The 24,370-nt window shown below is 70.6% G+C and carries 23 protein-coding genes; 17 read left to right on the forward strand and 6 right to left on the reverse strand.

Translation table 11 applies throughout. The features are described from left to right. The first annotated feature begins 208 nt into the window (after positions 1 to 208). From HEP74_RS12500 to HEP74_RS12510, 3 genes are read left to right on the forward strand one after another with little or no spacing between them, the layout of a single operon-like run. Positions 209 to 1,147, forward strand: coding sequence for a segregation and condensation protein A (locus HEP74_RS12500; protein WP_179563987.1), 939 nt, complete (start codon positions 209 to 211; stop codon positions 1,145 to 1,147). Between the two features lie 22 nt (positions 1,148 to 1,169). Beyond that, positions 1,170 to 2,189 carry an SMC-Scp complex subunit ScpB gene (scpB, locus tag HEP74_RS12505; RefSeq protein WP_185813153.1) on the forward strand — a complete coding sequence of 340 codons (1,020 nt, stop codon included), beginning with the start codon at positions 1,170 to 1,172 and terminating at the stop codon, positions 2,187 to 2,189. After that, positions 2,182 to 3,753, forward strand: a complete 1,572-nt coding sequence (locus HEP74_RS12510; RefSeq protein WP_185813154.1) for a pseudouridine synthase — start codon at positions 2,182 to 2,184, stop codon at positions 3,751 to 3,753. Before scpB ends, HEP74_RS12510 begins: the two co-directional genes overlap by 8 nt. Before the next feature lie 447 nt (positions 3,754 to 4,200). Here the strand turns inward: HEP74_RS12510 and HEP74_RS12515 are convergent, their stop codons facing one another. Further along, positions 4,201 to 4,827: a hypothetical protein gene (locus HEP74_RS12515; protein ID WP_185813155.1), complete on the reverse strand. Its 627-nt coding sequence runs from the start codon at positions 4,825 to 4,827 to the stop codon at positions 4,201 to 4,203. Between the two features lie 256 nt (positions 4,828 to 5,083). Between HEP74_RS12515 and HEP74_RS12520 the strand changes: the two genes are divergently transcribed. After that, positions 5,084 to 5,776: a hypothetical protein gene (locus tag HEP74_RS12520; protein WP_185813156.1), complete on the forward strand. Its 693-nt coding sequence runs from the start codon at positions 5,084 to 5,086 to the stop codon at positions 5,774 to 5,776. A gap of 81 nt (positions 5,777 to 5,857) precedes the next feature. Here the strand turns inward: HEP74_RS12520 and HEP74_RS12525 are convergent, their stop codons facing one another. From HEP74_RS12525 to HEP74_RS12535, 3 genes are all read right to left on the reverse strand, one after another. Next, complete coding sequence (locus HEP74_RS12525) at positions 5,858 to 6,295, reverse strand: hypothetical protein (RefSeq protein WP_185813157.1); 438 nt, start codon at positions 6,293 to 6,295, stop codon at positions 5,858 to 5,860. Between the two features lie 88 nt (positions 6,296 to 6,383). Then, entirely contained in the window at positions 6,384 to 7,214 is an 831-nt protein-coding gene (locus tag HEP74_RS12530) for an amidohydrolase (protein WP_185813158.1), read from the reverse strand. 144 nt (positions 7,215 to 7,358) lie between these two features. Next, a complete protein-coding gene (locus HEP74_RS12535) occupies positions 7,359 to 8,507 on the reverse strand; it encodes a pyridoxal phosphate-dependent aminotransferase (RefSeq protein ID WP_185813159.1) in 1,149 nt (382 codons plus the stop codon). Between the two features lie 219 nt (positions 8,508 to 8,726). On the opposite strand from HEP74_RS12535, the gene ccmA reads away from it, so the two are divergent. From ccmA to HEP74_RS12590, 11 genes are all read left to right on the forward strand, one after another. Beyond that, a complete protein-coding gene (ccmA, locus tag HEP74_RS12540) occupies positions 8,727 to 9,374 on the forward strand; it encodes a heme ABC exporter ATP-binding protein CcmA (RefSeq protein WP_047324868.1) in 648 nt (215 codons plus the stop codon). Next, on the forward strand, positions 9,371 to 10,066 hold the full coding sequence (gene ccmB / locus HEP74_RS12545; RefSeq protein ID WP_179563973.1) for a heme exporter protein CcmB: 696 nt from the start codon (positions 9,371 to 9,373) through the stop codon (positions 10,064 to 10,066). The genes ccmA and ccmB overlap by 4 nt, the downstream gene beginning before the upstream one ends. A 115-nt stretch (positions 10,067 to 10,181) precedes the next feature. Then, on the forward strand, positions 10,182 to 10,931 hold the full coding sequence (gene ccmC, locus HEP74_RS12550) for a heme ABC transporter permease CcmC (RefSeq protein ID WP_179563971.1): 750 nt from the start codon (positions 10,182 to 10,184) through the stop codon (positions 10,929 to 10,931). Continuing rightward, positions 10,928 to 11,101 carry a heme exporter protein CcmD gene (ccmD, locus tag HEP74_RS12555; RefSeq protein WP_003474125.1) on the forward strand — a complete coding sequence of 58 codons (174 nt, stop codon included), beginning with the start codon at positions 10,928 to 10,930 and terminating at the stop codon, positions 11,099 to 11,101. The genes ccmC and ccmD overlap by 4 nt, the downstream gene beginning before the upstream one ends. Next, the gene (ccmE, locus tag HEP74_RS12560) at positions 11,098 to 11,550 is read left to right on the forward strand and encodes a cytochrome c maturation protein CcmE (protein WP_185813160.1); all 453 of its coding nucleotides are present in this window, start codon (positions 11,098 to 11,100) and stop codon (positions 11,548 to 11,550) included. Before ccmD ends, ccmE begins: the two co-directional genes overlap by 4 nt. A gap of 123 nt (positions 11,551 to 11,673) precedes the next feature. Then, positions 11,674 to 13,608, forward strand: a complete 1,935-nt coding sequence (locus HEP74_RS12565; protein ID WP_185813161.1) for a heme lyase CcmF/NrfE family subunit — start codon at positions 11,674 to 11,676, stop codon at positions 13,606 to 13,608. Further along, positions 13,608 to 14,210, forward strand: coding sequence for a DsbE family thiol:disulfide interchange protein (locus HEP74_RS12570; RefSeq protein ID WP_185813162.1), 603 nt, complete (start codon positions 13,608 to 13,610; stop codon positions 14,208 to 14,210). Before HEP74_RS12565 ends, HEP74_RS12570 begins: the two co-directional genes overlap by 1 nt. Beyond that, positions 14,207 to 14,653: a cytochrome c-type biogenesis protein gene (locus HEP74_RS12575; RefSeq protein WP_185813163.1), complete on the forward strand. Its 447-nt coding sequence runs from the start codon at positions 14,207 to 14,209 to the stop codon at positions 14,651 to 14,653. Before HEP74_RS12570 ends, HEP74_RS12575 begins: the two co-directional genes overlap by 4 nt. Positions 14,654 to 14,657: 4 nt before the next feature. Further along, positions 14,658 to 15,734, forward strand: a complete 1,077-nt coding sequence (locus tag HEP74_RS12580; RefSeq protein WP_185813164.1) for a tetratricopeptide repeat protein — start codon at positions 14,658 to 14,660, stop codon at positions 15,732 to 15,734. 187 nt (positions 15,735 to 15,921) lie between these two features. Beyond that, complete coding sequence (gene metX / locus HEP74_RS12585) at positions 15,922 to 17,034, forward strand: homoserine O-acetyltransferase MetX (protein ID WP_185813165.1); 1,113 nt, start codon at positions 15,922 to 15,924, stop codon at positions 17,032 to 17,034. A 26-nt stretch (positions 17,035 to 17,060) separates the two neighbouring features. Then, entirely contained in the window at positions 17,061 to 17,687 is a 627-nt protein-coding gene (locus HEP74_RS12590) for a DUF1294 domain-containing protein (RefSeq protein WP_185816613.1), read from the forward strand. A 109-nt stretch (positions 17,688 to 17,796) separates the two neighbouring features. Here HEP74_RS12590 and cydC read toward each other — a convergent pair whose 3' ends face one another. Then, positions 17,797 to 19,482, reverse strand: a complete 1,686-nt coding sequence (gene cydC / locus HEP74_RS12595; protein WP_255427731.1) for a thiol reductant ABC exporter subunit CydC — start codon at positions 19,480 to 19,482, stop codon at positions 17,797 to 17,799. Continuing rightward, a complete protein-coding gene (locus tag HEP74_RS22125) occupies positions 19,479 to 21,398 on the reverse strand; it encodes an ABC transporter ATP-binding protein/permease (protein WP_185813166.1) in 1,920 nt (639 codons plus the stop codon). The genes cydC and HEP74_RS22125 overlap by 4 nt, the downstream gene beginning before the upstream one ends. A 201-nt stretch (positions 21,399 to 21,599) precedes the next feature. Between HEP74_RS22125 and HEP74_RS12605 the strand changes: the two genes are divergently transcribed. Further along, on the forward strand, positions 21,600 to 23,189 hold the full coding sequence (locus HEP74_RS12605; RefSeq protein ID WP_185813167.1) for a cytochrome ubiquinol oxidase subunit I: 1,590 nt from the start codon (positions 21,600 to 21,602) through the stop codon (positions 23,187 to 23,189). 19 nt (positions 23,190 to 23,208) lie between these two features. Next, positions 23,209 to 24,360, forward strand: a complete 1,152-nt coding sequence (cydB, locus tag HEP74_RS12610) for a cytochrome d ubiquinol oxidase subunit II (protein ID WP_185813168.1) — start codon at positions 23,209 to 23,211, stop codon at positions 24,358 to 24,360. Positions 24,361 to 24,370 lie beyond the last annotated feature (10 nt).

Raw genomic sequence — 24,370 nt, forward strand, 5'->3', positions numbered from 1 at the left:
CTGCCTGACACCGCCCGCGCAGACGTCCTCCTCAAGCTGTTCCGTCGCCGCGACTCGTGCGGCGTACGCCTTGTGTCCTGTTGAAGTGTGGATCGCGTTGCGGGGATGACGCGACGTGAACTGCAGTACTGCTGGCAAGGCCCCGCGCCGGATCGCCCCTGCCCGGCCCTTCGCTACCGCAACACCTGATGTACCTGACGTCCAACTGATGACCTCCGAACTCGCGCTCGACGCGAACCCGCCAATCCAGCAGACCGCGCCACAGCAGCAGGAAATGCCGCTGGCGGTGGTGCATGGGCAGCCGGTCCTGCAGATCCCGCAGGACCTGTACATCCCGCCGGATGCGCTGGAAGTCATCCTGGATGCGTTCGAAGGCCCGCTGGACCTGCTGCTGTACCTGATCCGCCGGCAGAACCTGGACATCCTGGACATCCCCGTCGCCGAGATCACCCGGCAGTACGTGGACTACATCAACGTGATGCAGGAGCTGCGCTTCGAACTGGCGGCCGAATACCTGGTGATGGCCGCGATCCTGGCCGAGATCAAGTCGCGGATGCTGCTGCCGCGGCCGCCGGCGCAGGAAGGCGAGGAAGCCGATCCGCGCGCCGAACTGGTCCGCCGCTTGCAGGAGTACGAACGCTTCAAGCAGGCCGCCGAGGATATCGACGCGCTGCCGCGGCAGGACCGCGACACCACGCCGGTGCAGGCGCATGTGCCGGACCGCGCCGCGGTGAAGCTGCCGCCGCCGGTGGAGTTGAAGGAGATGCTGCTGGCGCTGTACGACGTGCTCAAGCGCGCCGAGTTGTTCAGCGGCCACGCGATCAAGCGCGAGGCGCTGAGCGTGCGGCAGCGGATGGGCGATGTGCTGAGCCGCCTGGACGACGGCCGCTTCTACCGTTTCGAATCGCTGTTCAGCGCCGAGGAAGGCAAGCTGGGCGTGCTGGTCACCTTCCTGGCCTTGCTGGAACTGGCCAAGGAACAGCTGCTGGACATCGTCCAGGAGCCGATGGATCAGGTCGTTCGCAACGGCGAACGGCTGCCGCTGGCGCCGATCTACGTCAAGTCGCTGGCGCTGGGCAACACCAACGAACCGCTGCAGTTCAACAGCGAGTTCGACGATACCGACGCCGCCAACGACCCTACCTGAGTTTTCGAAGACCCCCTTACGCATGGATCAAGCGCTGATCAACCGCATCGTCGAGGCTGCCCTGCTCGCCGCCAACCAACCGCTGCCGCTGGCCCAGCTGCACGGCCTGTTCCCCGAGGACGAGCCGGCACCGCCGGGCAGCATCGAGCGGGCGCTGGAGCAATTGCGCGAGGCCTGCGCCGGGCGCGGCGTGGAACTGGTGGAAGTGGCTTCCGGCTTCCGCTACCAGGTCAACAGCGAGGTGCACCCGTGGGTGGCGCGGCTGTGGACCGAGCGCAAGACCCGCTACACCCGCGCCACGCTGGAGACCCTGGCGCTGATCGCCTACCGCCAGCCGATCACCCGCGGCGAGATCGAGCAGGTACGCGGCGTGGCGGTCAGCAGCAACATCATCCAGGCGCTGGAAGAGCGCGAGTGGATCCGCGTGGTCGGCCACCGCGACGTGCCCGGCAAGCCGGCGCTGTTCGGTACCACCAAGGGCTTCCTCGACTACTTCGGGCTCAAGCGCCTGGACGAACTGCCGCCGCTGTCGGAACTGAAGGACATCGGCGAACTGGAACCGCAACTGCAGCTGGACCGCGACACCCTGCCGGTCGGCGACATGGCCCAGGCCGGAGCGGCTGACGCCGACGCGGACACCGACGCGGCCAAGCCGGCAGCGGATGCCGACGCAGCCGACGCGCCGCCCGCCGAGGCCAGCGTCGACAACGACACCACATCCGATCCGGATACTGCACCCGATCTGGACGCGCAAGCCGAAGCCGGCAGCGCAGCCGATCCGCACGCTGCGGACGACACCGCCGCCGCGCACAGCGATACCGATACCGAACGCGAGACCGATGCAGACGCCGCCACGGCGACTGCCTCGTCTGCAGACACCGCCCCGACGGGCGAACCCGAAGCCGCGCCGGGCGAGCGCGCGGCGGATGCGAACGAAGCCGAAGACAACGCCGTCGCGACGACGACCGTGGCTGTTGACGATGCCGATTCCGAACCACAGGCCGACGCACCCCGCGCCGGCCGGAGCCAAGTAAATGAGTGACACCTCCCGCAAGCCGTCGTTGAACAAGCTCTCGCTCAAGCGCGATGCCGCCGAGCAGCCGAAACTGGAAGAACGCCTGCACAAGGTCCTGGCGCAGGCCGGCCTGGGGTCGCGCCGCGCGCTGGAGCAGCGCATCGCCGACGGCCTGGTCAAGGTCAACGGCGAGGTCGCGCAGACCGGCATGTCGGTCAAGAGCGGCGACAGGATCGAGCTGGACGGCCGCAGCTTCGTCGCCAGCGCACTGACCGAGCCGGCACGCGTGCTGATCTACAACAAGCCCGAAGGCGAAGTGACCACGCGCGAAGACCCCGAAGGCCGCCCGACCATCTTCGAGGCGCTGCCGGCACTGAAGGGCGCGCGCTGGATCGCCATCGGCCGCCTGGACATCAACACCACCGGCCTGCTGCTGCTGACCACCGATGGCGAAATGGCCAACGCGATGATGCATCCGTCCTACGAGATCGAGCGCGAGTACGTGGTGCGCGTGCGCGCCCCGGAAGGCGAGGACAAGGTGCCCGACAGCATGGTCGAGCGCCTCTCGCGCGGCGTGCTGCTGGAAGACGGCGGCGCCAAGTTCGACGAGATCGAACGCATCGGCGGCACCGATTCGCACGACTGGTTCCGCGTCGTGGTCAAGGAAGGCCGCAACCGCGAAGTGCGCCGGCTGTGGGAATCGCAGGGTTGCCAGGTCAGCCGCCTCAAGCGCACCCGCTACGGCAAGGTCGGCCTGCCGCGCGAGCTGCTGCGCGGGCAGTCGCTGGAGTTGGCGCAGGACAAGGTCGAGGCGCTGCGCGCCGAACTGAAGCTGGAAGAAGGCACGCCGTCGGCGCTGACCCTGCAGCCGGTGATCGGCCAGCGCAAGGCGGCCAAGGCCACCGTGCAGGTCGGCCGCGGCGGCAACGCCTACGTCAACGGCCACAACGTCGCCGACGAAGGCCGCGAGCTGCGCCGCTTCGACAACTTCCGCGAGGACCGCGGCCGCGGCCGCGGCGGCAAGAAGCCGCACGGCGGGCTGACCGTCAGCGGCGAGATGGCCGCCCAGCAGGCGCAGAAGCCGTTCAAGCAGCGCACCCCGAAAGGGCCCAAGCCGCTGCCGGACGGCAACCCCGCCGCGTTCCGCACCTGGTACGTGCCCGATGGCGTCAGCACCGGCCCGACCGGCCACCGCAATGCCGGTCCCGCCGCTGCCCGTGGTCCGGGCCAGGGCCAAGGCCAGGGTCGTCCCTACGGCAAGCCGCGCCCCGCCGGCGCCGGTGCCGGCCAGGGCGCAGGCCAGGGCCGCGGCGGCCAGGGACAAGGCCAGCGCAAGGCGCACCCGTACGGGCATCCGGGCAATGCGCCGAGCTTCCCGTCCGACCATGCCAACCCCGGCTTCAGCCCGTACGGCGCGGCACCGCGCTCGGCGCGTCCGGCCGGTCCGCGCGCCGACGGGCAGAAGCGCGGCCCGGGCGGTCCGGGTGGCCCCGGCGGTCGTCCGGGCGGCAACCGCCCCGGCGGCGGGCGTCCGGGTGGCGGCGGCCGCCCCGGCGGCGGCGGCAACCGCGGTCCGCGCGGCGGCGGCTGAGCACCACGCGGCCGGCACCCGTTGCCGGCCGCAGCAGCCAAGACCAAGGGCGCCTGCGCATGCGGCGCCCTTTTTGCTGGGCGCAGAGACGGCAGGCGCTGCAGGATCTCAGTAGCCAAGGCGGCCAGCGGCAGATTGAGCAGGCAATGCCGGCACGCAGACCAGCGCCGCGGTACCACCAGCCAGGGCGTGTCGTCGCTTCCCGAGTGAGTCGCTGGATCCGCCGGATCGCCAGCCGGCACTGCCTCGCAGCGTCCGACTGGCGATCGGGTCATCAAGCCGCGCGGCGTCGGCTGGCAGCCGGACAGGCCCGACCATCAGTGCCGCTGTTGCGCATGCGCGCTGCCGTATCAGCGCTCCGGCACGGACAACACGTGGTTCCCTTGCTGGCTTCGCCCCATGCACATGCAAGCGTGGCGCGATCCGCTCGTTGCTGGATGCCACGCCCTAAGGCGAGCCGGGCCGGCATTCCTGGCTATAGGCCACGACGTAGGATTTTTCCATGCACCGCGCCAGCCCTTCGACGACGTCCGCATTCGGCGGCCAGCGCATCTTGATCACTTGTCCGTCCTGCATCGGCAGCTCGATGACGCCGTCCTTCAACGGCGGCAGGTCCGGTGCCGGCGGCAGCGCCTCCAGCGCCTGCTTTGCCGCCGCCAGACCCTGCTTGTCGTGGGCGAGGAAAGCCATCGTCGCATCGACGTAGGGATTCCATCCGGTAGGGTCCTGCGGCGCGGGCTTCTTGGACGCCTGCATCAGCGCCATCGCGGCGGGATAGTCGCCGGCGAACGCGCGCAGTTGTCCCTCATGCCAATAGAGAAGGCCGGGGTCGTCGGGATGCGCCTTCCTGTAGTCGCGGATCAGATCGGCCGCGGCGGTTTCGCAGCCGGGACGCGCCGCCACGGCGCGCCAACCGCCGCCGGCACCGCGCACGTCCTGATCGAACTGTTGCCGATCCAGGGCCAGCAGCCCGGGCCGGTCGATCTCGCAGGCTTGCATGCCCTGCCCGGCTGCGGACGCCTCGCGCGCCGACAGCAGCGCCATGAACACAATCACCAGCCCGATCCTGCCCATTGATCGCCTCTCCTGCCTGCAGCATGCGCATACGCCGGATGTCGGTGGCGATCTTGCCACGGCAAGCAACTGCCTGCGCAACAAGCATTCGACCGGTCTGGATCCGCGCAGGTGGGACATGGCGCGAAGCTCCGCTACGGCATCCGCGCATGGCCGCACTCCCGATGCGCCGATGCGCAAAGGCGGCCAAGCCTATATCCTGCGCATCCTGCGCTGCCCACTTCCGCGGCGGCGCCTCTACCGATCGGGAGATTCCATGTCACGGAAGATACTGCTGCCCCTGTTGATTGCCGCCGTGCTGAGCCTGGGCGCGTGCAAGAAGGTGCAGGAAGAAGTCGCCGCCGCGCAGAACCCCTACCCCAAGAGTTCGCCGCTGCACGAGCCGTTCGACCGCATGCTGCGCAAGCTGGTCAACGACCCGCGCTACGTGGCGCTGCTCAAGCAGGGCGACAAGGCGCAGGCGCAGCGTGCCGGCTTCGAGCTGGCGCAAAAGGGCATCACCCGGCTGGACCATGCCACGCTGGAACAGCGCCTGGAAATCCTTGCCGCGGTCAGCGAAAAGGTGGACGTGCCCAAGTGCGCGCTGCTGGCCCGCGGCGGCAACCCGAACGATGCGCAAGCGATGAGCGCGGCGATGCTGCAGGGGCTGGAGACGCTGCCGCCGGCGCAGATCGATCAATGGTTCGAGATTTCGCTCAAGGCGACCGACGCGCAGTTGAGCAACACGCCGCCGCAGACGGTGGCGCCGGACGCTGTGCAGGCGGCGATGACCACCCTGATCACCGCCCTGCCCTCCGACCAGCAGCAGCGCCTGCTGAAGGTGCTGCCGCAGATGGCGCAGGCCAGCGACGAAGACGCGTGCTGGGCCGCGCGTACGCTGTACAAGCAGACCCTGGCCACCAAGGAACCGGTGCGCGGCCAGCTGGCCTGGGTGTTCGCTCAGCAGTGAGCGGACCTGCCGGCACTGCGGCCTTCTTCGGGAAGCCGCAGCGCCCTGGCGCCGCTGCGATCGCAGACGGCGCCGCGCGGCTCAGCGCCGCTCGATGGTGAAACCGCCGACCGCCACGCCCAGGTCCCAGCCCTTGCCGGTGCCGGCCAGGGCCAGCGAGATATCGCCCTTGGTCATGACCTGCGCGTCGGAGGACTTGTCCGCGCCGGCATGCGCCTCGGCGGTGGCGTAGGTGCCGAACAGGTCGTTGAGGGTGTAGGCGCCGGTGAAGCGGCCACGGCCGTCGACGATCTTCGACTTGCCCACGCTCAGGCCGCCGCCCTTGGCGCTGATCTTGACCGGGATCTTGGAGCCGTTGTCGCAGGTGATGGTGCCGGTGCCGCTGGCGGTCTTGTAGAACACCGACCAGCCCGAAAGATTGAAGCGCAGCTGGCAATCGATGTTGCCGGCGGCGTGCGCCTGCGGCATGAAGGCGATGCCGGCGAGCAGCGCGGCGGTGGTCAACAGTTTGTTGTGCATGGCGACGCTCCGTGGATGGGAAACGCGCCGAGCCTAGCAGCGCGCCATGCAAGACGGCGTCAGCGATCGCGGCACGGCACGACGCCGTTCAGCGATCGGCGTTGGGCGTCCCGAGGGTGAAGGCGTCGGCGTCGAGCATGGCCGGGAAGCGCGCGCGGTGCGCGGCCAGCGCCGCCGCCGAGATCGTGGTGGTGGCCACCTGCTCGCGCTCGCGGATCTCCAGCTGCGGCTGGCCGAGGAAGTCGATCACCGCGCTGTCGCCGGCATAGTGCAGGCCGTTGCCGTCCTCGCCCACCCGGTTGACCGCGGCCACGAAGCACAGATTCTCGATCGCGCGCGCGCGCAGCAGGGTGCGCCACGGGTAGGCGCGCGCCGACGGCCAGTTGGCGACGAAGAGTTGCAGGTCGAAGTCGAGCTGGCCGGGCCGCTCGACGTCGTAGCGGTTGCGGCAGAACACCGGGAAGCGCAGGTCGTAGCAGACCTGCGGATTGATCCGCCAGCCCTTCCACTCCACGCACAGCCGCTCGCGCCCGGCGGCATAGCGCTGGTGCTCGTTGGCGTAACGGAACAGGTGGCGCTTGTCGTAGTGCTGCAGCGCGCCGTCGGGCGTGGCCCACAGCAGGCGGTTGAACACCTTCGCGACACCGTCCTCACCGGGCACGCGCAACTGCACGCTGCCGGTCACCGCCGCCCCCAGCCGCGCCGCCTGCTCGCGGATCCAGGCCACGGTCGGCCCGTCCATGCCCTCGGCCTGGTCCAGCGCCTCGTTGGAGAAACCGCTGGTGAAGGTCTCCGGCAGGATCACTAGATCGGTGGCCCCGGCCAGCGGCGCCAGCAGTTCGGCGTAGTGCGCGCGATTGCCGGCCGGATCGTGCCAGCGGGTGTCGCCTTGGATCAGGGAGATGCGGAGGTCGATCATTGGGGGGCCGGGATTGGGGATTGGGGATTCGGGATTGGCAAAAGCGGGATTCGGAACTCGATTGGGGGTCGGAGGGCTGGATTTATCAGCGGGCTCCCCGCTTCTACGAATCCCCAATCCCGACTCCCCAATCCCGGCGGCTCATCAGAGCCGCTGCAGCCGCTCGATCGCCGCATCCAGCGTCGCTTCGTTCTTGGCGAAGCAGAGCCGGGCCAGGCGCTGGCCAGGCGGCGGGGTCTGGTAGAACGGCGACAGCGGGATCGCGGCCACGCCCTTCTCGATGGTCAGCCACTTCACGAACTCGGTGTCGGGCAGGTCGCTGATGGCCGAATAGTCGACCAGCTGGAAGTAGCCGCCCGGCACCGGCAATGGCTTCAGCCTAGTGGTGAGCAGCTGTTCGCGGAAGCGGTCGCGCTTGGCCTGGTAGAACGCGCCGAGCTGTTCGTCGTGTTCGGGCTCGTCGCGGATCATCGCGGCGAAGGCGTACTGGGCCGGGCCGAAGCTGGTGAAGGTGTTGTACTGGTGGACCTTGCGGAATTCGGCGCTCAGCGCCGGCGGCGCGATCGCGTAGCCGATCTTCCAGCCGGTGCAGTGGTAGGTCTTGCCGAAGCTGGAGACGACGAAGGCGCGTTCGCGCAGTTCCGGCCAGCGCAGTACCGATTCGTGGCGGCGGCCGTCGAACACGATGTGCTCGTAGACCTCGTCGGAGATCAGGAAGATGTCGCTGCCGCGCAGCAGGTCGGCGACCGCCTGCAGGTCGTCGGCGCCGAGCATCGCGCCGGACGGGTTGTGCGGGCTGTTGAGGATAAGCAGCCGCGTACGCGGGGTGATCGCCGCGCGCACCTGTTCCCAGTCCACCGCGAAGCTCTGCGGGTCCAGCGGCACGTGCACCGCGCGCGCGCCGGCCAGGTCGATCGCCGGCTCGTAGCTGTCGTAGGCCGGATCCAGCACGATCACTTCCTCGCCCGGCCGCACCACCGCATGGATGGCGTTGAACAGCGCCTCGGTGGCGCCGCTGGTCACGGTCACTTCGGTGTCCGGATCGACCTGCGCGCCGTAGCAGCGCAACGCCTTGCCGGCGATCGCCTGGCGCAGCACCGGCACCCCGGTCATCGGCGGATACTGGTTGTGGCCCTCGCGCATCGCCTGGGCCAGCGTGTCGATCAGCCGCGCCGGCGCGGCGAAGTCGGGAAAGCCCTGGCCCAGGTTGACCGCGCCGTGCTCGGCGGCCAGTTGCGACATCACGGTGAAGATGGTGGTGCCCACCTTGGGCAGCTTGGTCTGCGGGTGCATGCGTCCGGGTACGGGAGCGGGAAAGCGTCGAGTGTACGCAAAGCCGCTTGCCGGCGATGCGTCGCCGCCGCGCAAAACAGCGTTCCTCGCGCAACCCCGCGGCACCGGCGCCGCAGTCGCCGCGGCGGCGCCCGCGCCGGGTGGCCGCATGCCGATACAATGCGCGCCTCCCGCACCCACCGCCTGCCGCCGCGCCCGTCCCGGTGCGGCACTCCGCCGATGACCGATCCGCTGCATTCCCCGCCGCCGCTGCTGGCCGCGCACGGGCTCACCTTCGCCCGCGACGACGCCGCCGTGTTCGGCCCGCTGGACTTCCATCTGGATGCGGGCGAGGCGCTGCTGGTGCAAGGCGACAACGGCGCCGGCAAGACCACCCTGCTGCGGGTGCTGGTCGGGCTGCTGCGCGCGGAGGCCGGTCGCATCGAGATCGACGGCCGCCCGGTGCGCCGCGGCGACCGCGCGCGCTACATGGCCTACCTGGGCCACCTGGGTGCGCTGAAGGCGGACCTGAGCACCCTGGAGAACCTGCACTACCTGTGCGGCCTGCAGGGCCGCCGCGCCAAGCAGATGCCGGGCAGCGCGCTGGCCATCGTCGGCCTGGCCGGCTACGAGGACACCCTGGTGCGGCAGCTGTCGGCCGGGCAGAAGAAGCGCCTGGCGCTGGCCCGGGTGTGGCTGTCGCCGGCGCCGCTGTGGCTGCTCGACGAGCCCTACGCCAACCTCGACCTGGACGGCATCACCCTGGTCAACCGGATGATCGCCGCGCACCTGCGCAGCGGCGGTGCGGCGCTGGTCACCACCCATGGCGCCTACGCCGCGCCCCCGGTGCGCACGCGCATGCTGAGCCTGAGCGGGGTGGCTGCATGAGCCTGGCCGCACCGGTGCCCTCGTTGTGGCAGGCCACCCGCGCGCTGTTGCTGCGCGACCTGCGCCTGCTGTGGCGGCGCCGCGGCGATGCGCTGCAGCCGGCGCTGTTCGCGCTGCTGATCGTGGCCCTGTTCGCGTTGGCGCTGGGCAACCAGCCGCGCCTGCTCGGCGAGGTCGCCGGCGCCGCGCTGTGGCTGGCGGCGCTGCTGGCCGGACTGCTGGCGCTGGACAGCCTGTTCCGCGGCGACGCCGAGGACGGCTCGCTGGAACAGTGGCTGCTGGCGCCGGTGCCGCTGGCCTGGCTGGTGCTGGTGCGGGTGCTGCTGCACTGGCTGACCACCGCGCTGCCGCTGATCGTGGCGACCCCGCTGCTCGGCGAATTGCTGCACCTGCCGCATGACCGCATGCCGGTGCTGCTGGCATCGTTGGCGCTGGGCACGCCGCTGCTGAGCCTGATCGGCGCGGTGGTGGCGGCGCTGACGGTGAGCATGAAGCGCGCCGGGATCCTGGTCGCGCTGCTGGCGCTGCCGCTGTACGTGCCGGTGCTGGTGTTCGGCGCCGGCAGCGTGGCGGCCGCGGCGCAGGGCCTGGATCCCAGCGGCGGCCTGCTGCTGCTGGCGGCCGGGCTGGTGCTGGGCCTGGTGCTGGCGCCGCTGGCGGCGGCGGCGGCGATCCGCATCTCGTTGAGCTGAGCGCATTTGGCGCAGCGCCGGCGCGGCGCGGGCCGTACCATCGTGTTGTCCTGCTCCATCGTCGCACCGCTGTCGCCGCACCGTAGCAAGCCCCCCGCCCGCTAGAATCGACCGCATGTCCTCCGTCGTCCGCTGGTTCCACCAACTCGGTTCGCCCCCCGCCTTCGACCGCTTCGCCGCGCGCTGGACGCCGTGGTGCTATCTGGCCGCGCTGCTGCTGGGCGGGCTGGGGATCTGGCAGGCGCTGTTCGTGGTGCCGGCCGACCGCCTGCAGAGCGACGCCTTCCGCATCCTCTACATCCACGTGCCCAGCGCCTGGATGAGCCTGTTCGTGTTCGGGCTGATGGCGCTGTACGCGGCGATCGCGCAGGTCTGGCGGATCAAGCTGTGCGAGGTGCTGGCGATGGCCTGCGCGCCGATCGGCGCCGCCTTCACCGTGATCACCCTGCTGACCGGCAGCATCTGGGGCAAGCCGATGTGGGGCGCCTGGTGGGACTGGGACCCGCGCCTGACCACCGAGCTGATCCTGCTGTTCCTGTACATCGGGGTGATGGGCCTGTACCTGGCGATCGAGGACCGCCGCAACGCCGCGCGCGCGGCCGGGCTGCTGGCCATCGTCGGCGTGGTGCTGCTGCCGGTGATCCGCTATTCGGTGGTGTGGTGGAACTCGCTGCACCAAGGCCAGACCATCCGCCTGTTCGGCCAGTCGAGCATGGACCCGAGCATGCTGCCGCCGCTGTGGCTGATGGTGGCGGCGACCAAGTTCTGGTTCGCCGGCTCGCTGCTGGCGCGCGCACGCGCCGACAACCTGCGCCGCGAGGCCGGCAAGGACTGGGTGGCGAAACTGGCGGAGGCGCGCGGATGAACTACCTGCCCTATGTGATCGGCGCCTACGCGGTGTTCGTCGGCGTGCTGCTGGCCGACTTCGTGCTGGCGCGGCTGCAACTGCGCGGCGCCCTGCGCGCGGCGCGGCTGCGCGCGCAGCGCAAGCAGCAGCCCAAGCCCGACCCGGCCACGCTGGACCTGAGCCGATGACCCCGCAACGCAAGCGCCGCCTGCTGCTGTTGATGGTGCTGGTGCTGGCCGCCAGCCTGACCACCACGCTGGTGGCGATGGCCCTGCAGCGCAACACCGCCTACCTGTACACCCCGGCCGAAGTGCTGGCCGGCAAGACCGCCGAGCATGCGCGCTTCCGCCTCGGCGGCATGGTCGAGAAAGGCTCGTTCCAGCGCGCGCCCGGTTCGCTGCTGGCGCGGTTCCGGGTCACCGACGGCGATGCGCAGCTGACCGTCAGCTACGACCGGATCCTGCCCGACCTGTTCCGCGAAGGCCAGGCGGTGGTGGCCACCGGCCGCATGCACGACGGCGTGTTCGTGGCCGAGGACGTGCTGGCCAAGCACGACGAGACCTACATGCCCAAGGAACTGGAAGAGAAGATGGGCAGTGCGCATCGCAAGCACGATGTGGCGGAGGCGGCGCGGTGACTGGAGTTTTTTGCGGGACGCGGGACTCGGGACGCGGGACGCGTAACAGCAAAACCGCGCGCGGCCTGAGCATTGGCTTTTCCGAGTCCCGAGTCCCGGGTCCCGAGTCCCGGCGCACGCCCCATGCTTCCTGAACTCGGCCAAGTCCTGCTGATCCTGGCCCTGCTCGCCGCGCTGCTGCAGGCGGCGGTGCCGCTGGCCGGCGCGCAGCGCGGCGACGCGCGCTGGATGGCGGTGGCGCGGCCGGCCGCGTTCGCGCAGCTGGCGCTGGTCGCCGGCGCCTTCGCGGTGCTGACCCATGCGTTCCTGGTGCAGGATTTCTCGGTGGCCTACGTGGCCGAGAACTCCAACTCGCTGCTGCCGCTGATCTACCGCTATTCGGCGGTATGGGGCGCGCACGAAGGCTCGCTGCTGCTGTGGACGCTGATCCTGGCGCTGTGGACCGGCGCGGTGGCGCTGTTCTCGCGCAGCCTGCCGGCGCCGGTGGTGGCGCGGGTGATCGGCACGCTGGCGCTGGTCAGCCTGGGATTCCTGGCGTTCCTGCTGTTCACCTCCAATCCGTTCGCGCGGCTGCTGCCGGCGCCGCTGGAAGGCCGCGACCTCAATCCGCTGCTGCAGGACCCGGGCCTGGTGATCCACCCGCCACTGCTGTACGCCGGCTACGTCGGCTTCGCGGTGCCGTTCGCGTTCGCCATCGCCGCGCTGCTCGACGGCCATGTCGATGCGCGCTGGCTGCGCTGGACGCGGCCGTGGACCAACGTGGCCTGGGGTTTCCTGACCATCGGCATCGCGCTGGGCAGCTGGTGGGCGTACTACGAGCTGGGCTGGGGCGGCTGGTGGTTCTGGGACCCGGTGGAGAACGCCAGCTTCATGCCGTGGCTGGCCGGCGCGGCGCTGCTGCATTCGCAGGCGGTGACCGAAAAGCGCGGCAGCTTCACCGCATGGACGCTGCTGCTGGCGATCGCCGCGTTCTCGCTGTCGCTGCTGGGCACGTTCCTGGTGCGTTCGGGCGTGCTGACCAGCGTGCACTCGTTCGCCGCCGATCCCGGCCGCGGCCTGTTCATCCTGGTGTTCCTGAGCCTGGTGTGCGGCGGCGCGCTGCTGCTGTACGCGCTGCGCGGCGGGCGCGTCGGCGCCAGCGCCGGCGACGAACGCCAGCGCTTCGCCGCGTCCTCGCGCGAGACCCTGCTGCTGGCCAACAACCTGCTGCTGACCTGCGCCTGCGCGATGGTGCTGCTGGGCACGCTGTATCCGCTGCTGGCCGACGCGCTGGGACTGGGCAAGCTGTCGGTCGGCCCGCCCTACTTCGGCACCCTGTTCTTGGTGCTGATGGCACCGCTGGTGGCGCTGCTGCCGTTCGGCCCGCTGACCCGCTGGCAGCGCGAACAGCCGTCGCGGCCGCTGGCGCTGCTGGCGCCGTGGGCCGGGCTTGCGCTGCTGGCCGGCGTGCTCGGTTTCTTCCTGGCGCCGCAGGGACCATGGAAGACCGCCGCTGGCGTGGCCGGCGCGGCCTGGGTGCTGCTGGGCACCGCGCGTTTCGTGTGGAGCCGCTTCCAGCTCAAGGGCAGCCGCTTCACCGCCGAGATGCTGGGCATGACCCTGGCGCATGCCGGCATCGCCGTGTTCCTGACCGGCGCGCTGCTGGTGGAAGCGCTGGACCAGCAACGCGAAGTGGCGCTGGCGCCGGGGCAGAGCCTGCAGATGGGCCGCTACCGCTTCGAGTTCCAGAGCCTGGACGAGATCCGCGGCCCCAACTACGTGTCCGAACGCGCGCACGTGCAGGTGCTGCGCGACGACCGCCCGCTGGCGCTGCTGCATCCGGAAAAGCGCGTCTACGCCAGCGGTGGGCAGAGCCTGAGTGAGGCCGGCATCCATCCCGGCCTGTTCGGCGACGTCTATATCGCCCTGGGCGAACCGCTGGGCGGCAACGCCTGGGCGATGCGCCTGCATGTCAAACCGTTCGTTCGCTGGATCTGGCTCGGCGCGGCGCTGATGGCGCTGGGTGGCTTCGTCACCGCCGGCGACCGGCGCTTCCGTCGTTCCCCGGAGAAATCCTGATGTCCGCTCCCGCTCCACGCCGCCTGCCGCTCGCTGCCATCGTGCTCGGCACCCTGTTCTTCCTCGGCCTGCTGGCGCTGATGTTCTATGCGGTGCAGCGTTCCGGAGTGGCCGATCGCGATGCGCTGCCGTCGGCGCTGATCGGCAAGCCGGCGCCGGCGTTTGAACTACCGGTGCTGCACGATGCGTCGATCCGCGTGCGCAGCGCCGAACTGCGCGGCGCGCCGTACGTGCTAAACGTGTGGGGCAGCTGGTGCGCCACCTGCCGCGAGGAACATCCGGTGCTGACCCGCTTCGCGCTGACCAAGCGCGTGCGGGTGATCGGCTACGACTGGAAGGACACTCGCGAAGACGCGCTGCACTGGCTGGAGCAGTTGGGCAATCCGTTCTTCGTGGTGCTGTTCGATCCGGAAGGACGCACCGCGATCGACTGGGGCGTGGCCGCGGCGCCGGAGACCTTCCTGGTCGACGCGCACGGCGTGGTGCGCTGGAAGCATTCGGGCGCATTGACCGACCAGATCGTGCAGGACGAACTGCTGCCGGCGCTGCTGCAGGCCGAGCGCGACGCGCCGGCCGCCAAGCAGGGCCGGGCCGCACCGTGACGCGCCGTTGGCTCGCGCTGCTGCTGATGTTGCTGGCGTGCGCCGGGCACGCTGGCGCGCAGCCGGTGGCCGATCAGACCCCGCTGGCCTACCGTTCGGCGGCCGAGGAAGCGCGCTTCCATGCGCTGACCGCCGAACTGCGCTGCGTGCAATGCCAGAACCAGTCGCTGGCCGACTCGCATGCGCAGATCGCGCTGGACCTGCGCCGCGAAGTGCTGCAACTGATGCAGCAGGGGCGTTCGGACGCGGAGATCAAGCGCTTCCTGGTCGATCGCTACGGCGAGTTCGTGCTGTACCGGCCGCAGGTGGAAGCGCGCACCTGGCTGCTGTGGTTCGGGCCGTTGCTGCTGCTCGGCGCCGGTGCGCTGCTCGTGGTCTGGGTGGTGCGCCGTCGCGCGCCGGCCGCCGCTGCGCCGCCGGCGCAGGAGGAACAGGAATGGTGAGGCGATGCTGAGCTGGGGCATGCATGCCGCCGCGGCGGTCCTGGCCGCGCTCGTGTTCGGCGCGGTGCTGTGGCCGTTGCGGCGCAGCCGCGGCGGCGCGCCGCTGCTCGCGGTCGCGGTGCTGGCGCTGGGCGTGGCGGCCGCCGCGCTGTATGCGCTGGTCGGCACGCCACGCGCGCTGCAGGCGCAGAACCGCGAAGCGCCGCGCAACCTGGAAGACGGCGTGGCGCAGTTGCAGGCGGCGCTGGCCAAGGATCCCGGCCGCGCCGAAGGCTGGGCGCTGCTGGCGCGTTCGCAGATGTCGCTGGGCCGCCCCAACGAAGCCGCCGCCGCGTTCGCACGCGCGGTGCAGCTGGCGCCGGATGAAGCGCAATGGCTGGTGCAGGCGGCCGAAGCGCGCGCGCTGGCCACGCCGCAGCGGCAGTTCGATGCGCAAGGCGTCGCCTGGCTGCAGCATGCCTTGCAGGTCGAACCGAACAACGAGCGCGCCGCCTGGTTCCTGGGCATCGCGCAGCGCCAGCGCGGCCAGCACGCCGAGGCCGCCGCGACCTGGGAAGCGCTGCTGCCGCGCGTGGATGCCGCCACCGCCGCCGCGCTGCGCCCGCAGATCGACGCGGCACGTGCCGATGCCGGCTTGCCGGCGCTGCCGGCCGCCGCACCAGGCGCAGCGGCGACGGCTGCGGCAAGCGCAACAGCCGCGCAGAACCCTGCCGCTTCGTCTGCACCCGCCACTGCCGGCACGCTCACCGTTGCGGTGTCGCTGGACCCGGACTTCGCCGCACGCGTGCGCCTGCGCGGCGACGCCAGTGTATTCGTGATCGCGCGCGTGCCCGGCGGCCCGCAGATGCCGGTCGCGGTGCAGAAGCATCCGCTGCAATCGCTGCCGCTGCGCGTGACCCTGAGCGACGGCGACAGCCCGATGCCGACGCAGAAGCTGTCGCAGCTCAAGCAGGTGCAGGTGCTGGCGCGGCTCTCGAACAGCGGCAACGCGATGCGCCAGGAAGGCGACCTGGAATCGGCACCGGTGACGGTAACGCTGCCGACGGCGACGCCAGTGGAGTTGGTGCTCGGCAAGCCATAGCTCGGCGTCCCTGTAGGAGCGGCTTCAGCCGCGACAGCAATTTTCCGCAGCCGACATCCTTCCGGCGCCCATGTCACGGCTGAAGCCGCTCCTACAAGAGCATCGACCTCGCGCGCGTCGCCTCCGCACCGTCCTTCGCCACGCCGCACGCACGCCGCGGCCGCCGCGGCACGGCTAGAATCGGCGCATGACCGAATTCATCCCTCCCGGCAGCCGCTTCCTCGCCCTGCCCTCGCCGTTCCCGATGAAGCGCGGCGGCCAGCTGCGCGATGCGCGCGTCGCCTACGAGACCTGGGGCACGCTGGCCGCGGACCGCGGCAACGCGATCCTGATCGTCACCGGGCTGTCGCCGGACGCGCACGCCGCCGCGCATGCCGACGATCCCAGCCCCGGCTGGTGGGAGGCGATGCTCGGCGCCGGCAAGCCGATCGACACGCAGCGCTGGTTCGTGATCTGCGTGAATTCGCTGGGCAGCTGCAAGGGCTCGACCGGCCCGGCCTCGCCGAATCCGGACGACGCGCAGCCATATCGCCTGCGCTTCCCCGAGCTGTCGATCGAAGACGTGGCCGATGCCGCCGCGCACGTGGTGCGCGCGCTGGGCATCGAGCGGCTGGCGTGCGTGATCGGCAACTCGATGGGCGGCATGACCGCGCTGGCGCTGCTGCGCCAACACCCGGGGCTGGCGCGCAGCCACATCAACATCTCCGGCAGCGCGCAGGCATTGCCGTTCTCGATCGCGATCCGCTCGCTGCAGCGCGAGGCGATCCGCCTGGATCCGAACTGGAACGGCGGCGACTACGACGAGGCCACCTATCCGGAGTCGGGCATGCGCATGGCGCGCAAGCTGGGCGTCATCACCTACCGCTCGGCGCTGGAATGGGATGGCCGCTTCGGCCGCGTGCGGCTGGATTCGGACCAGGCCGACGAGGATCCGTTCGGCCTGGAATTCCAGGTCGAAAGCTACCTGGAAGGCCATGCGCGACGCTTCGTGCGCCGCTTCGACCCGAACTGCTACCTGTACCTGAGCCGTTCGATGGACTGGTTCGACCTGGCCGAATACGCCGGCGGCCACGTGCTTGCCGGGCTGGCGACGATCCGCATCGAACGCGCGCTGGCGATCGGCGCCAACACCGACATCCTGTTCCCGGTGCAGCAACAGCAGCAGATCGCCGACGGCCTGCGCGCCGGCGGCGCCGACGCGCAGTTCCTGGGCCTGGACTCGCCGCAGGGACACGATGCGTTCCTGGTCGATTTCGCGCGTTTCGGCCCGGCGGTGCGCGCGTTCCTGGCGCAATGCTGAGCCGCGACACGCGCGATGCCCGTACGGTGCGCTATCAAGGACGCCTGAGCGATTGGAACGACGCTAGCGGTTTCGGCTTTGTCGTTCCCAACGGCGGCGGCACGCGCTCATTCGTGCATATCCAGGCGTTCGAGCGGCGCGGGGGTCGGCGGCCGCGCGACGGCGATGCGATCACCTACGAAACCGCGACCGATGCGCGTGGGCGCGTGTCCGCCGTGCGTATCCACGCGGTTCGCGCCACAGTGCCGGGCGCACGCCGCGGGGCGGCGCATGCCGCGCCCTGGCTGCCGCGACGCTGGCTCGGTGCCGGCGCCTTGCTGGCCATCGTCGGCGCCGCAGCGAGCGGGCGCGTGCCGTGGTGGCTGGCGGTCTGCTACCTGGGCTGCAGCGCCGCCGCGTTGCTGTTGTATGGCATCGACAAATCGGCGGCACAGCGCGGCCAGTGGCGGACCCCGGAGGCGACGCTGCAATTGCTGGCGCTGGCCGGCGGCTGGCCAGGCGCGCTGTTCGCGCAGGGCCAGTTTCGGCATAAATCGCGCAAGACCAGCTTTCAGTTCGTGTTCTGGGCCGCGGTGCTGCTCAACCTGTTCGCGCTGGCCTGGCTGCTGCTGGCGGCGGACGCGCAGGCGTTGCGCAATTTGCTGAGCGCGTGATCCGCGCCGCGGCACGGCCCGTGTGCGCCTGGCGCGGCGCATGCCTGTGCGCTGCGTTCGCCGCAGACGGCACCAATGGCTAACTGACCCGACACGCTACCGGTGCGGCTCAGTTCAGCGGCACGAGCCGCCCCTGCTGTAACTGATAACGCGCGTGCACCACGCCATCGGGCAGCGCGTCGTGACTGATCAGCAGCAGGCTGCGCTTCCCGAGCGCGCTGGTCAGGTCGCGCAGCAAGGCCTGCGCCGTGTCCACGTCCAGGCCCTCGGTGGGCTCGTCCAGCACCAGCAGCGGCGCGTTGCGCAGCAGCGCGCGGGCCAGGGCCAAGCGTCGCGCCTGGCCTGCCGACATGGTCGCGCCGTTCTCGCCCAGCCAGGCGTCCAGGCCGCCGACCTCGTGCAGCCACGCGTCCAGGCGCACGTCGGCGAGCGCGCGCTGCAGCGTGGCGTCGTCGGCGTCGGCGTCGGCCGCGCCCAGGCGCAGGTTGTCGCGCACGCTGCCGGCGAACACCGGCGCGCCCTGCGGCAGCCAGGCGATGCGCTGGTGCCATTGCGCCTGGGCCAGCTCGCGCAGGTTCACGCCGGCATAACGGACGCTACCCTGCTGCGGATCCCACAAGCGCAGCAGCAGCGCCGACAACGTGGTCTTGCCGCTGCCGCTGTCGCCGCAGATGGCGACGCGCTCGCCTGGGGCGATATGCAGGTCGATGCCGTCGAGCACATTCCTGGTTTCGCCGGGCCAGGCGAAGACCACGCCGTCGAACTGCACGTCGCCGACATCGGGCAGCGGTTGCGGCTGTGCGGCGTCGGCCACCGGCGCGCTCTGGCCGGCGATGGCCTGCAGCCGCTGCGCGGCGACGCGGCCGGATTGCAGCGCCTGCCAGGCCAGGCCGGCACCGGCCCAGACTTCGAGCAGGGCCACGGTGAGGAAGATCAATCCGGCCGCCTGCTCGGCGCCGATCAGATCGGCGCGCGCCGCGCCCAGCGCGATCCACAGCATCGCCAGCAAGCCCAGCGCGGCGCACAGCGCGTGCAGCGCATTGCCGCCGATCAGGCGCTGCCGCTGCTGGCGGTCCTGCGCGCGTAGGTCGTGCGCGCTGGCGTCCACGCGCGCGATCCAGTCGGCCTGCGCGTCCAGCGCGGCCAGGTCGGCGGCGCCTTCCAGGCCTTCGTAGGCCAGCGTGCGTAGCATCTCGCGCTGCTGCGCGCGGCGCTGCTCGCGCACGCGGCCGCCGCGCGCGACCAGCCACGGCACGCCGGCGCCGATCGCCACGGCCAGCATCGCCAACAGCAGCGCCGCCGGCCAGTAGATCGCGGCCGCCGCGGCCACGCCGGCCACGCCGATACCCAACAACGCCGCCAGCGGCGCCAACGCGCGGACCACTAGGCCATCGACCTCGCCGATATCCGACATCAGGCGCGCCAGCAGCTCGCCGGTGCGGCTGGCGCCGAGTTTGGCCGGCGCCAACGGCAGCGCGCGGCGGAAGAACCACACGCGCAGGTCGCGGGCGATGCGCAAGGTGGCGTCGTGGCCGACCAGCTTTTCGCCGTAGCGCGAAGCGATGCGCGCGAAGGTCAAGGCACGGATGCCGGCCGAGGGCGAAAAGAAGTTGAAGCCGCTGCCCATGCCGGCCACGCCGGCCAGCGCCGCGGCGGTCAGGAAGCCGCCGGACAGGCCGAGCAGGCCGACCCCGGCCAGCATCGTGCACAACAGCAGCAGCGCGGTCAGCAGCAGGCGGCCGAGGTGGCGGCCGAACACGCTGCGCAGGTCGTCGTCGCGCATGGGGCCGCTCATGGCGCCGCTCCGATCGCGTCGTCCATCGCTGCGCGCGCCGGCAATCGCAGCACGCAGTCGGCCCAACGCATCGCGGCCTCGCTGTGGGTGGCGACGATCACGCTGCGGCCGTGGCTGAAGGCGGCCAGGGTGCGCAGCAGTTCGGTTTCGGTGTCCGGGTCGAGGAAGGCGGTGGGTTCGTCGAGCAGCAACAGTTCGGGATCGCGCAGCAGCAGCCGCGCCAGGCCGATGCGCCGCGCCTCGCCGCCGGACAGGCCGAAGCCGCGCTCGCCGATCACGGTCTCCAGGCCCAGCGGCAGATGCGCGGCGAAGCGCATGACCTGCGCCGCCTCGGCCGCGGCGTGCAGCTGCGCGGCGCTGGCCCACGGAGCGGCCAGGCGCAGGTTGTCGGCGATGCTGCCATGAAACAGGTACGGGCGCTGCCCGGCGTAGCCGACGCGCAATCCGGGACGCATTTGCAGGCTGCCGGCGCGCGGCGGTAGCCAGCCGGCCAGCGCTTCGAGCAGCGTGCTCTTGCCGCTGCCGCTAGGTCCGACCAGGGCCAGGCGCTGGCCGGGCTGCAGGCTGAAGGACAGATCCTGCAGCGCGTCGCAGCGCGCGCCTTGTGGGCGCAGCGTCAGTCCTTCGGCGCGCAACAGAGGCTGCGCGGGCGCTGCCGGCGTCGCCAGCGCCATGGGCACTGCGGGGACTGAAGGCTTTTCAGGTAGTGCGAGCGTTGCAGGCACCGCAGGCGTCGGCGGTGCTGCAGGCGACGGCACTGCGGATCCATCAGGCGCTGACGGCATCGCGGGCGCAGGTGGCACAGACAACGGCGGCGCCAGCGACGAGAGCGCCGGCGCGGCAACGGCCGGCGACGACACAGACGGCGCCAGCGCTGCCGCCGCATCCGGCAACGCGCCAAGCAACCGCTCCACCTCGGCCGCCGCCGCCAGCGCGTTGGCGCGGTCGTGGTAGTGCGCGGCCAGGCGCCGCAGCGGCGCATAGAACTCCGGGGCCAGCAGCAGGCAGAACACGCCCACGCCCAGGGTCGGCACCGCCGCGTGCAGCGCGATCATGCCCAGGTAGCTCAGGCCCAGGTACATCGCCACCATCGCCACGCTGACCGAGGCGAAGAACTCGAGCACGGTCGAAGACAGGAAGGCGATGCGCAGCACTTTCAGGGTCCGTTCGCGCACGCCCTCGGCGGCGGCGGCGATGCCGCGCAGTTCGTCCTCGCCGCGGCCGTACAGGCGCAGCAGGCCCAGGCCCTTGAGCCGGTCGGCGAAATGCCCGCCCATCCGCGCCAGCTCGCGCAGCTGGCGGCGCCCGGCCGCTTCGGCGCCCCAACCGACCAGCATCATGAAGATCGGCACCAGCGGCGCGGTGAACAGCAGCAGCAAGCCCACCACCCAGTCGCTCCAGCCGACCGCCAGCAGGATCAGCAACGGCACCACGCTCACTTCCAGCCGCGCCGGCTGGTAGCCGGCGTAGTAGCCGTCCAGCGCGTCACCGTGGGCCAGCAGCAATTCGCCCAGTTCACCATTGCGCTGGCCGCGCAGCCACAGCGGGCCGCGCTGCAGCAGGCGCCGGTACACGCGCCGGCGCAGTTCGAACTTCGCCGCATCGGCGACATCGCCGGCGGCGCGCTGCGCGCAGGCGCCGAGCAGCGCGCGCACGACCAGCACCAGCGCCAGGACGGCGAACGCGGGCAGCGCCTGCGGCAGTTCACTACCCTCCACCAGCAAGGCCTGCAGCAGCCAGGCGATGGCGCCGGCCTGCACGATCAGCAGCGCCCCGGACAGGCTGATCGCGGCCGCGGCCAGCCGTTGCCGCCCACGCGCCGCGCTGGCCAGCGACGCCAGCCAGCGCACGCGTTGCTGCCGCAGGTGCGGCGACTCGGCAGGCGATGCGGCGGACGACTCGGCGGGATCGGTCAAAACGGACTCTGCGCGGCGAACGGGCCGCCATTGTAAGGCGGCATCCGGATGGGGACCGCCGCGTGCCGCCACGATGCCGATCGCGGCCGGCAAGGGCATTGATCTGGATCAAGGCCCCGCGCGCGGCGGAAGCGGAACATCGCCCTCAACCTACCGCCACCCGGCCACCCAGATGCACATTCCCCACGAGGTAGCACAGCCATGATCGACACCACTGTCGTAGAGCTGTCGCGGCTGCAGTTCGCCATGACCGCCATGTACCACTTCCTGTTCGTCCCGCTCACCCTCGGCCTGTCCTTCATGATCGCGATCATGGAGAGCGTGTTCGTCATGACCCGCAAGGAAGTCTGGCGGCGCATGGCGCTGTTCTGGGGCGTGCTGTTCGGCATCAACTTCGCGATGGGCGTGGCTACCGGCATCGTCATGGAGTTCCAGTTCGGCATGAACTGGTCCTACTACAGCCACTACGTCGGCGATATCTTCGGCGCGCCGCTGGCGATCGAAGGGCTGATGGCGTTCTTCCTGGAAGCCACCTTCATCGGCCTGTTCTTCTTCGGCTGGAACAAGCTCTCGCCGGTCAAGCACCTGATGGTGACCTGGCTGATGGCGCTGGGCACCAACCTGTCGGCGGTGTGGATCCTGATCGCCAACGGCTGGATGCAGAACCCTACCGGCGCGGTGTTCAACCCGGACACGATGCGCATGGAAGTGGTCGACTTCATGGCGGTGGTGTTCAACCCGGTGGCGCAGGCCAAGTTCGTGCACACGGTCAGCGCCGGCTACGTGACCGGCGCGGTGTTCGTGATGTCGATCAGCGCGCTGTTCCTGCTGCGCGGCACGCACCGCGACATCGCGCGGCGCTCGTTCGCGGTGGCCGCCGCGTTCGGCCTGGCGTCCTCGCTGTCGGTGGTGGTGCTCGGCGACGAGAGCGGCTATGCCGCCAACGAACACCAGAAGATGAAGCTGGCCGCGATCGAGGCGATGTGGGAGACCGAACAGGCCCCGGCCGACTTCACCGCCTTCGGCATTCCCAACCAGGCCACCGGCAAGAACGACTACGCGATCAAGGTGCCGTACCTGATGGGCCTGGTCGCCACGCGCTCGCTGAACACGCCGATTCCCGGCATCCTGGAACTGGTCGGGCGTGCCGAGCACCGCATCCGCGGCGGCCAGATCGCCTACGGTGCGCTGGAACGGCTCAAGGCCGACCGCAACGACGTGCAGGCGCGTGAGGTGTTCGACCGCCACTGGCAGGATCTGGGCCACGGCCTGCTGCTCAAGCGCTATCGCGACGACATCCTCAACGCCACGCCGGAAGAAATCTCCAAGGCCGCGCTGGACACCGTGCCGCGCGTGCTGCCGCTGTTCTGGACATTCCGGGTCATGGCCGGCCTGGGCTTCTACCTGATTGCGTTCTTCATCGCCGCGATGTGGTTCTCGTGCAAGCACAACTTCGAGGACAAGCGCTGGTTCCTGAAGCTGGCGCTGTGGTCCCTGCCGGCGCCGTGGATCGCGATCGAATGCGGCTGGTTCGTCGCCGAGTACGGCCGCCAGCCGTGGGCGGTGGAAGGCGTGCTGCCGACGTTCTACGCCGCCTCCGGCCTGGCCCTGCACGAGATCCTGATCACCCTGGCCGGCTTCGTGGCGATCTACACCGTGCTGCTGGTCATCGAGATCAAGCTGATGCTCAAGGCGATCCGCAAGGGCCCGGACCACCTGCCCGCGCTGCTGCAGCCGACCCCGCGCCCCGCCGCGCCCCTTGCCGCCACCGCGGCCGCCGGTCAACTCTGATCCCGGCAGGAGAATGACGATGGACTTCATTGCATTGGACTACACCACGCTGCGCCTGATCTGGTGGCTGCTGCTCGGCATCCTGCTGATCGGTTTCGCGGTGATGGACGGTTTCGACCTGGGCGTCGGCGCGCTGCTGCCGTTCGTGGCCAGGAACGACGCCGAACGCCGGCTGGTGGTCAACACCATCGGCCCGGTCTGGGAAGGCAACCAGGTCTGGCTGGTGCTCGGCGGCGGCGCGATCTTCGCCGCCTGGCCGCCGCTGTACGCGGTCAGCTTCTCCGGTTTCTACCTGGCGATGTTCGTGATCCTGTTCGCGCTGATCCTGCGCCCGGTCGGGTTCAAGTTCCGCGGCAAACTGCCCAGCCAGCGCTGGCGCAACGGCTGGGACTGGGCGCTGTTCGTCGGCGGCTTCATCCCGGCGCTGATCATGGGCGTGGCGGTGGGCAACGTGGTGCTGGGCGTGCCGTTCCACTTCGACGACACCCTGCGGGTGTTCTACACCGGCACGTTCTTCGGCCTGCTGATGCCGTTCGCGCTGCTCGCCGGCCTGCTCAGCGTGAGCATGCTGGTGGCGCACGGCGCGGCGATGCTGGTGCTGAAGACCGACGGCCCGGTAGCCGAGCGCGCGGCCCGCTACGGCAGCGTGGCGGCGCTGGTGGCGTGCGCGCTGTTCGCCGCCGGCGGCGTGTGGGTGGCGCTGGGCCTGCCCGGCTATGACGTGACCTCGCAAGCGGTCACCGACGGCGCCACCAACCCGCTGCTGAAGACCGCGGTGCTCGGCGAGGTCGGTGGCTGGATGCACAACTATCAGTCGATGCCGCTGACCGCACTGGCGCCGGTGGCCGGCCTGCTCGGCCTGCTGCTCAGCGCGGTGCTGCTGCACAAGCGCCGCGGCGGGCTGGCCTTCCTCGCCTCGGGCGCGGCCATCGCCGGCATCATCCTCACCGTCGGCTTTGCGATCTTCCCGTTCCTGCTGCCCTCCTCCAGCCAGCCCGGCTCCAGCCTGACCGTGTGGGACGCCTCGAGCAGCCGCCTGACCCTGTGGATCATGCTGCTGGCTACTGCGCTGTTCCTGCCGATCATCATCGGCTACACCACCTGGGTGTACCGGGTGCTGAAGGGCAAGGTCAGCGCCGCGTCGATGGACGACAACCCCAACGCGTACTGAGCGCGTTCAA

This window comes from Xanthomonas sp. SS, from assembly GCF_014236835.1.
In the GTDB taxonomy this organism is placed as follows: domain Bacteria; phylum Pseudomonadota; class Gammaproteobacteria; order Xanthomonadales; family Xanthomonadaceae; genus Xanthomonas_A.

Coding starts and splice junctions, on each gene's coding strand:
- HEP74_RS12500 (WP_179563987.1), top strand. CDS start 209: ATGACCTCCGAACTCGCGCTCGACGCGAACCCGCCAATCCAGCAGACC.
- scpB (WP_185813153.1), top strand. CDS start 1,170: ATGGATCAAGCGCTGATCAACCGCATCGTCGAGGCTGCCCTGCTCGCC.
- HEP74_RS12510 (WP_185813154.1), top strand. CDS start 2,182: ATGAGTGACACCTCCCGCAAGCCGTCGTTGAACAAGCTCTCGCTCAAG.
- HEP74_RS12515 (WP_185813155.1), bottom strand. CDS start 4,827: ATGGGCAGGATCGGGCTGGTGATTGTGTTCATGGCGCTGCTGTCGGCG.
- HEP74_RS12520 (WP_185813156.1), top strand. CDS start 5,084: ATGTCACGGAAGATACTGCTGCCCCTGTTGATTGCCGCCGTGCTGAGC.
- HEP74_RS12525 (WP_185813157.1), bottom strand. CDS start 6,295: ATGCACAACAAACTGTTGACCACCGCCGCGCTGCTCGCCGGCATCGCC.
- HEP74_RS12530 (WP_185813158.1), bottom strand. CDS start 7,214: ATGATCGACCTCCGCATCTCCCTGATCCAAGGCGACACCCGCTGGCAC.
- HEP74_RS12535 (WP_185813159.1), bottom strand. CDS start 8,507: ATGCACCCGCAGACCAAGCTGCCCAAGGTGGGCACCACCATCTTCACC.
- ccmA (WP_047324868.1), top strand. CDS start 8,727: ATGACCGATCCGCTGCATTCCCCGCCGCCGCTGCTGGCCGCGCACGGG.
- ccmB (WP_179563973.1), top strand. CDS start 9,371: ATGAGCCTGGCCGCACCGGTGCCCTCGTTGTGGCAGGCCACCCGCGCG.
- ccmC (WP_179563971.1), top strand. CDS start 10,182: ATGTCCTCCGTCGTCCGCTGGTTCCACCAACTCGGTTCGCCCCCCGCC.
- ccmD (WP_003474125.1), top strand. CDS start 10,928: ATGAACTACCTGCCCTATGTGATCGGCGCCTACGCGGTGTTCGTCGGC.
- ccmE (WP_185813160.1), top strand. CDS start 11,098: ATGACCCCGCAACGCAAGCGCCGCCTGCTGCTGTTGATGGTGCTGGTG.
- HEP74_RS12565 (WP_185813161.1), top strand. CDS start 11,674: ATGCTTCCTGAACTCGGCCAAGTCCTGCTGATCCTGGCCCTGCTCGCC.
- HEP74_RS12570 (WP_185813162.1), top strand. CDS start 13,608: ATGTCCGCTCCCGCTCCACGCCGCCTGCCGCTCGCTGCCATCGTGCTC.
- HEP74_RS12580 (WP_185813164.1), top strand. CDS start 14,658: ATGCTGAGCTGGGGCATGCATGCCGCCGCGGCGGTCCTGGCCGCGCTC.
- metX (WP_185813165.1), top strand. CDS start 15,922: ATGACCGAATTCATCCCTCCCGGCAGCCGCTTCCTCGCCCTGCCCTCG.
- cydC (WP_255427731.1), bottom strand. CDS start 19,482: ATGAGCGGCCCCATGCGCGACGACGACCTGCGCAGCGTGTTCGGCCGC.
- HEP74_RS12605 (WP_185813167.1), top strand. CDS start 21,600: ATGATCGACACCACTGTCGTAGAGCTGTCGCGGCTGCAGTTCGCCATG.
- cydB (WP_185813168.1), top strand. CDS start 23,209: ATGGACTTCATTGCATTGGACTACACCACGCTGCGCCTGATCTGGTGG.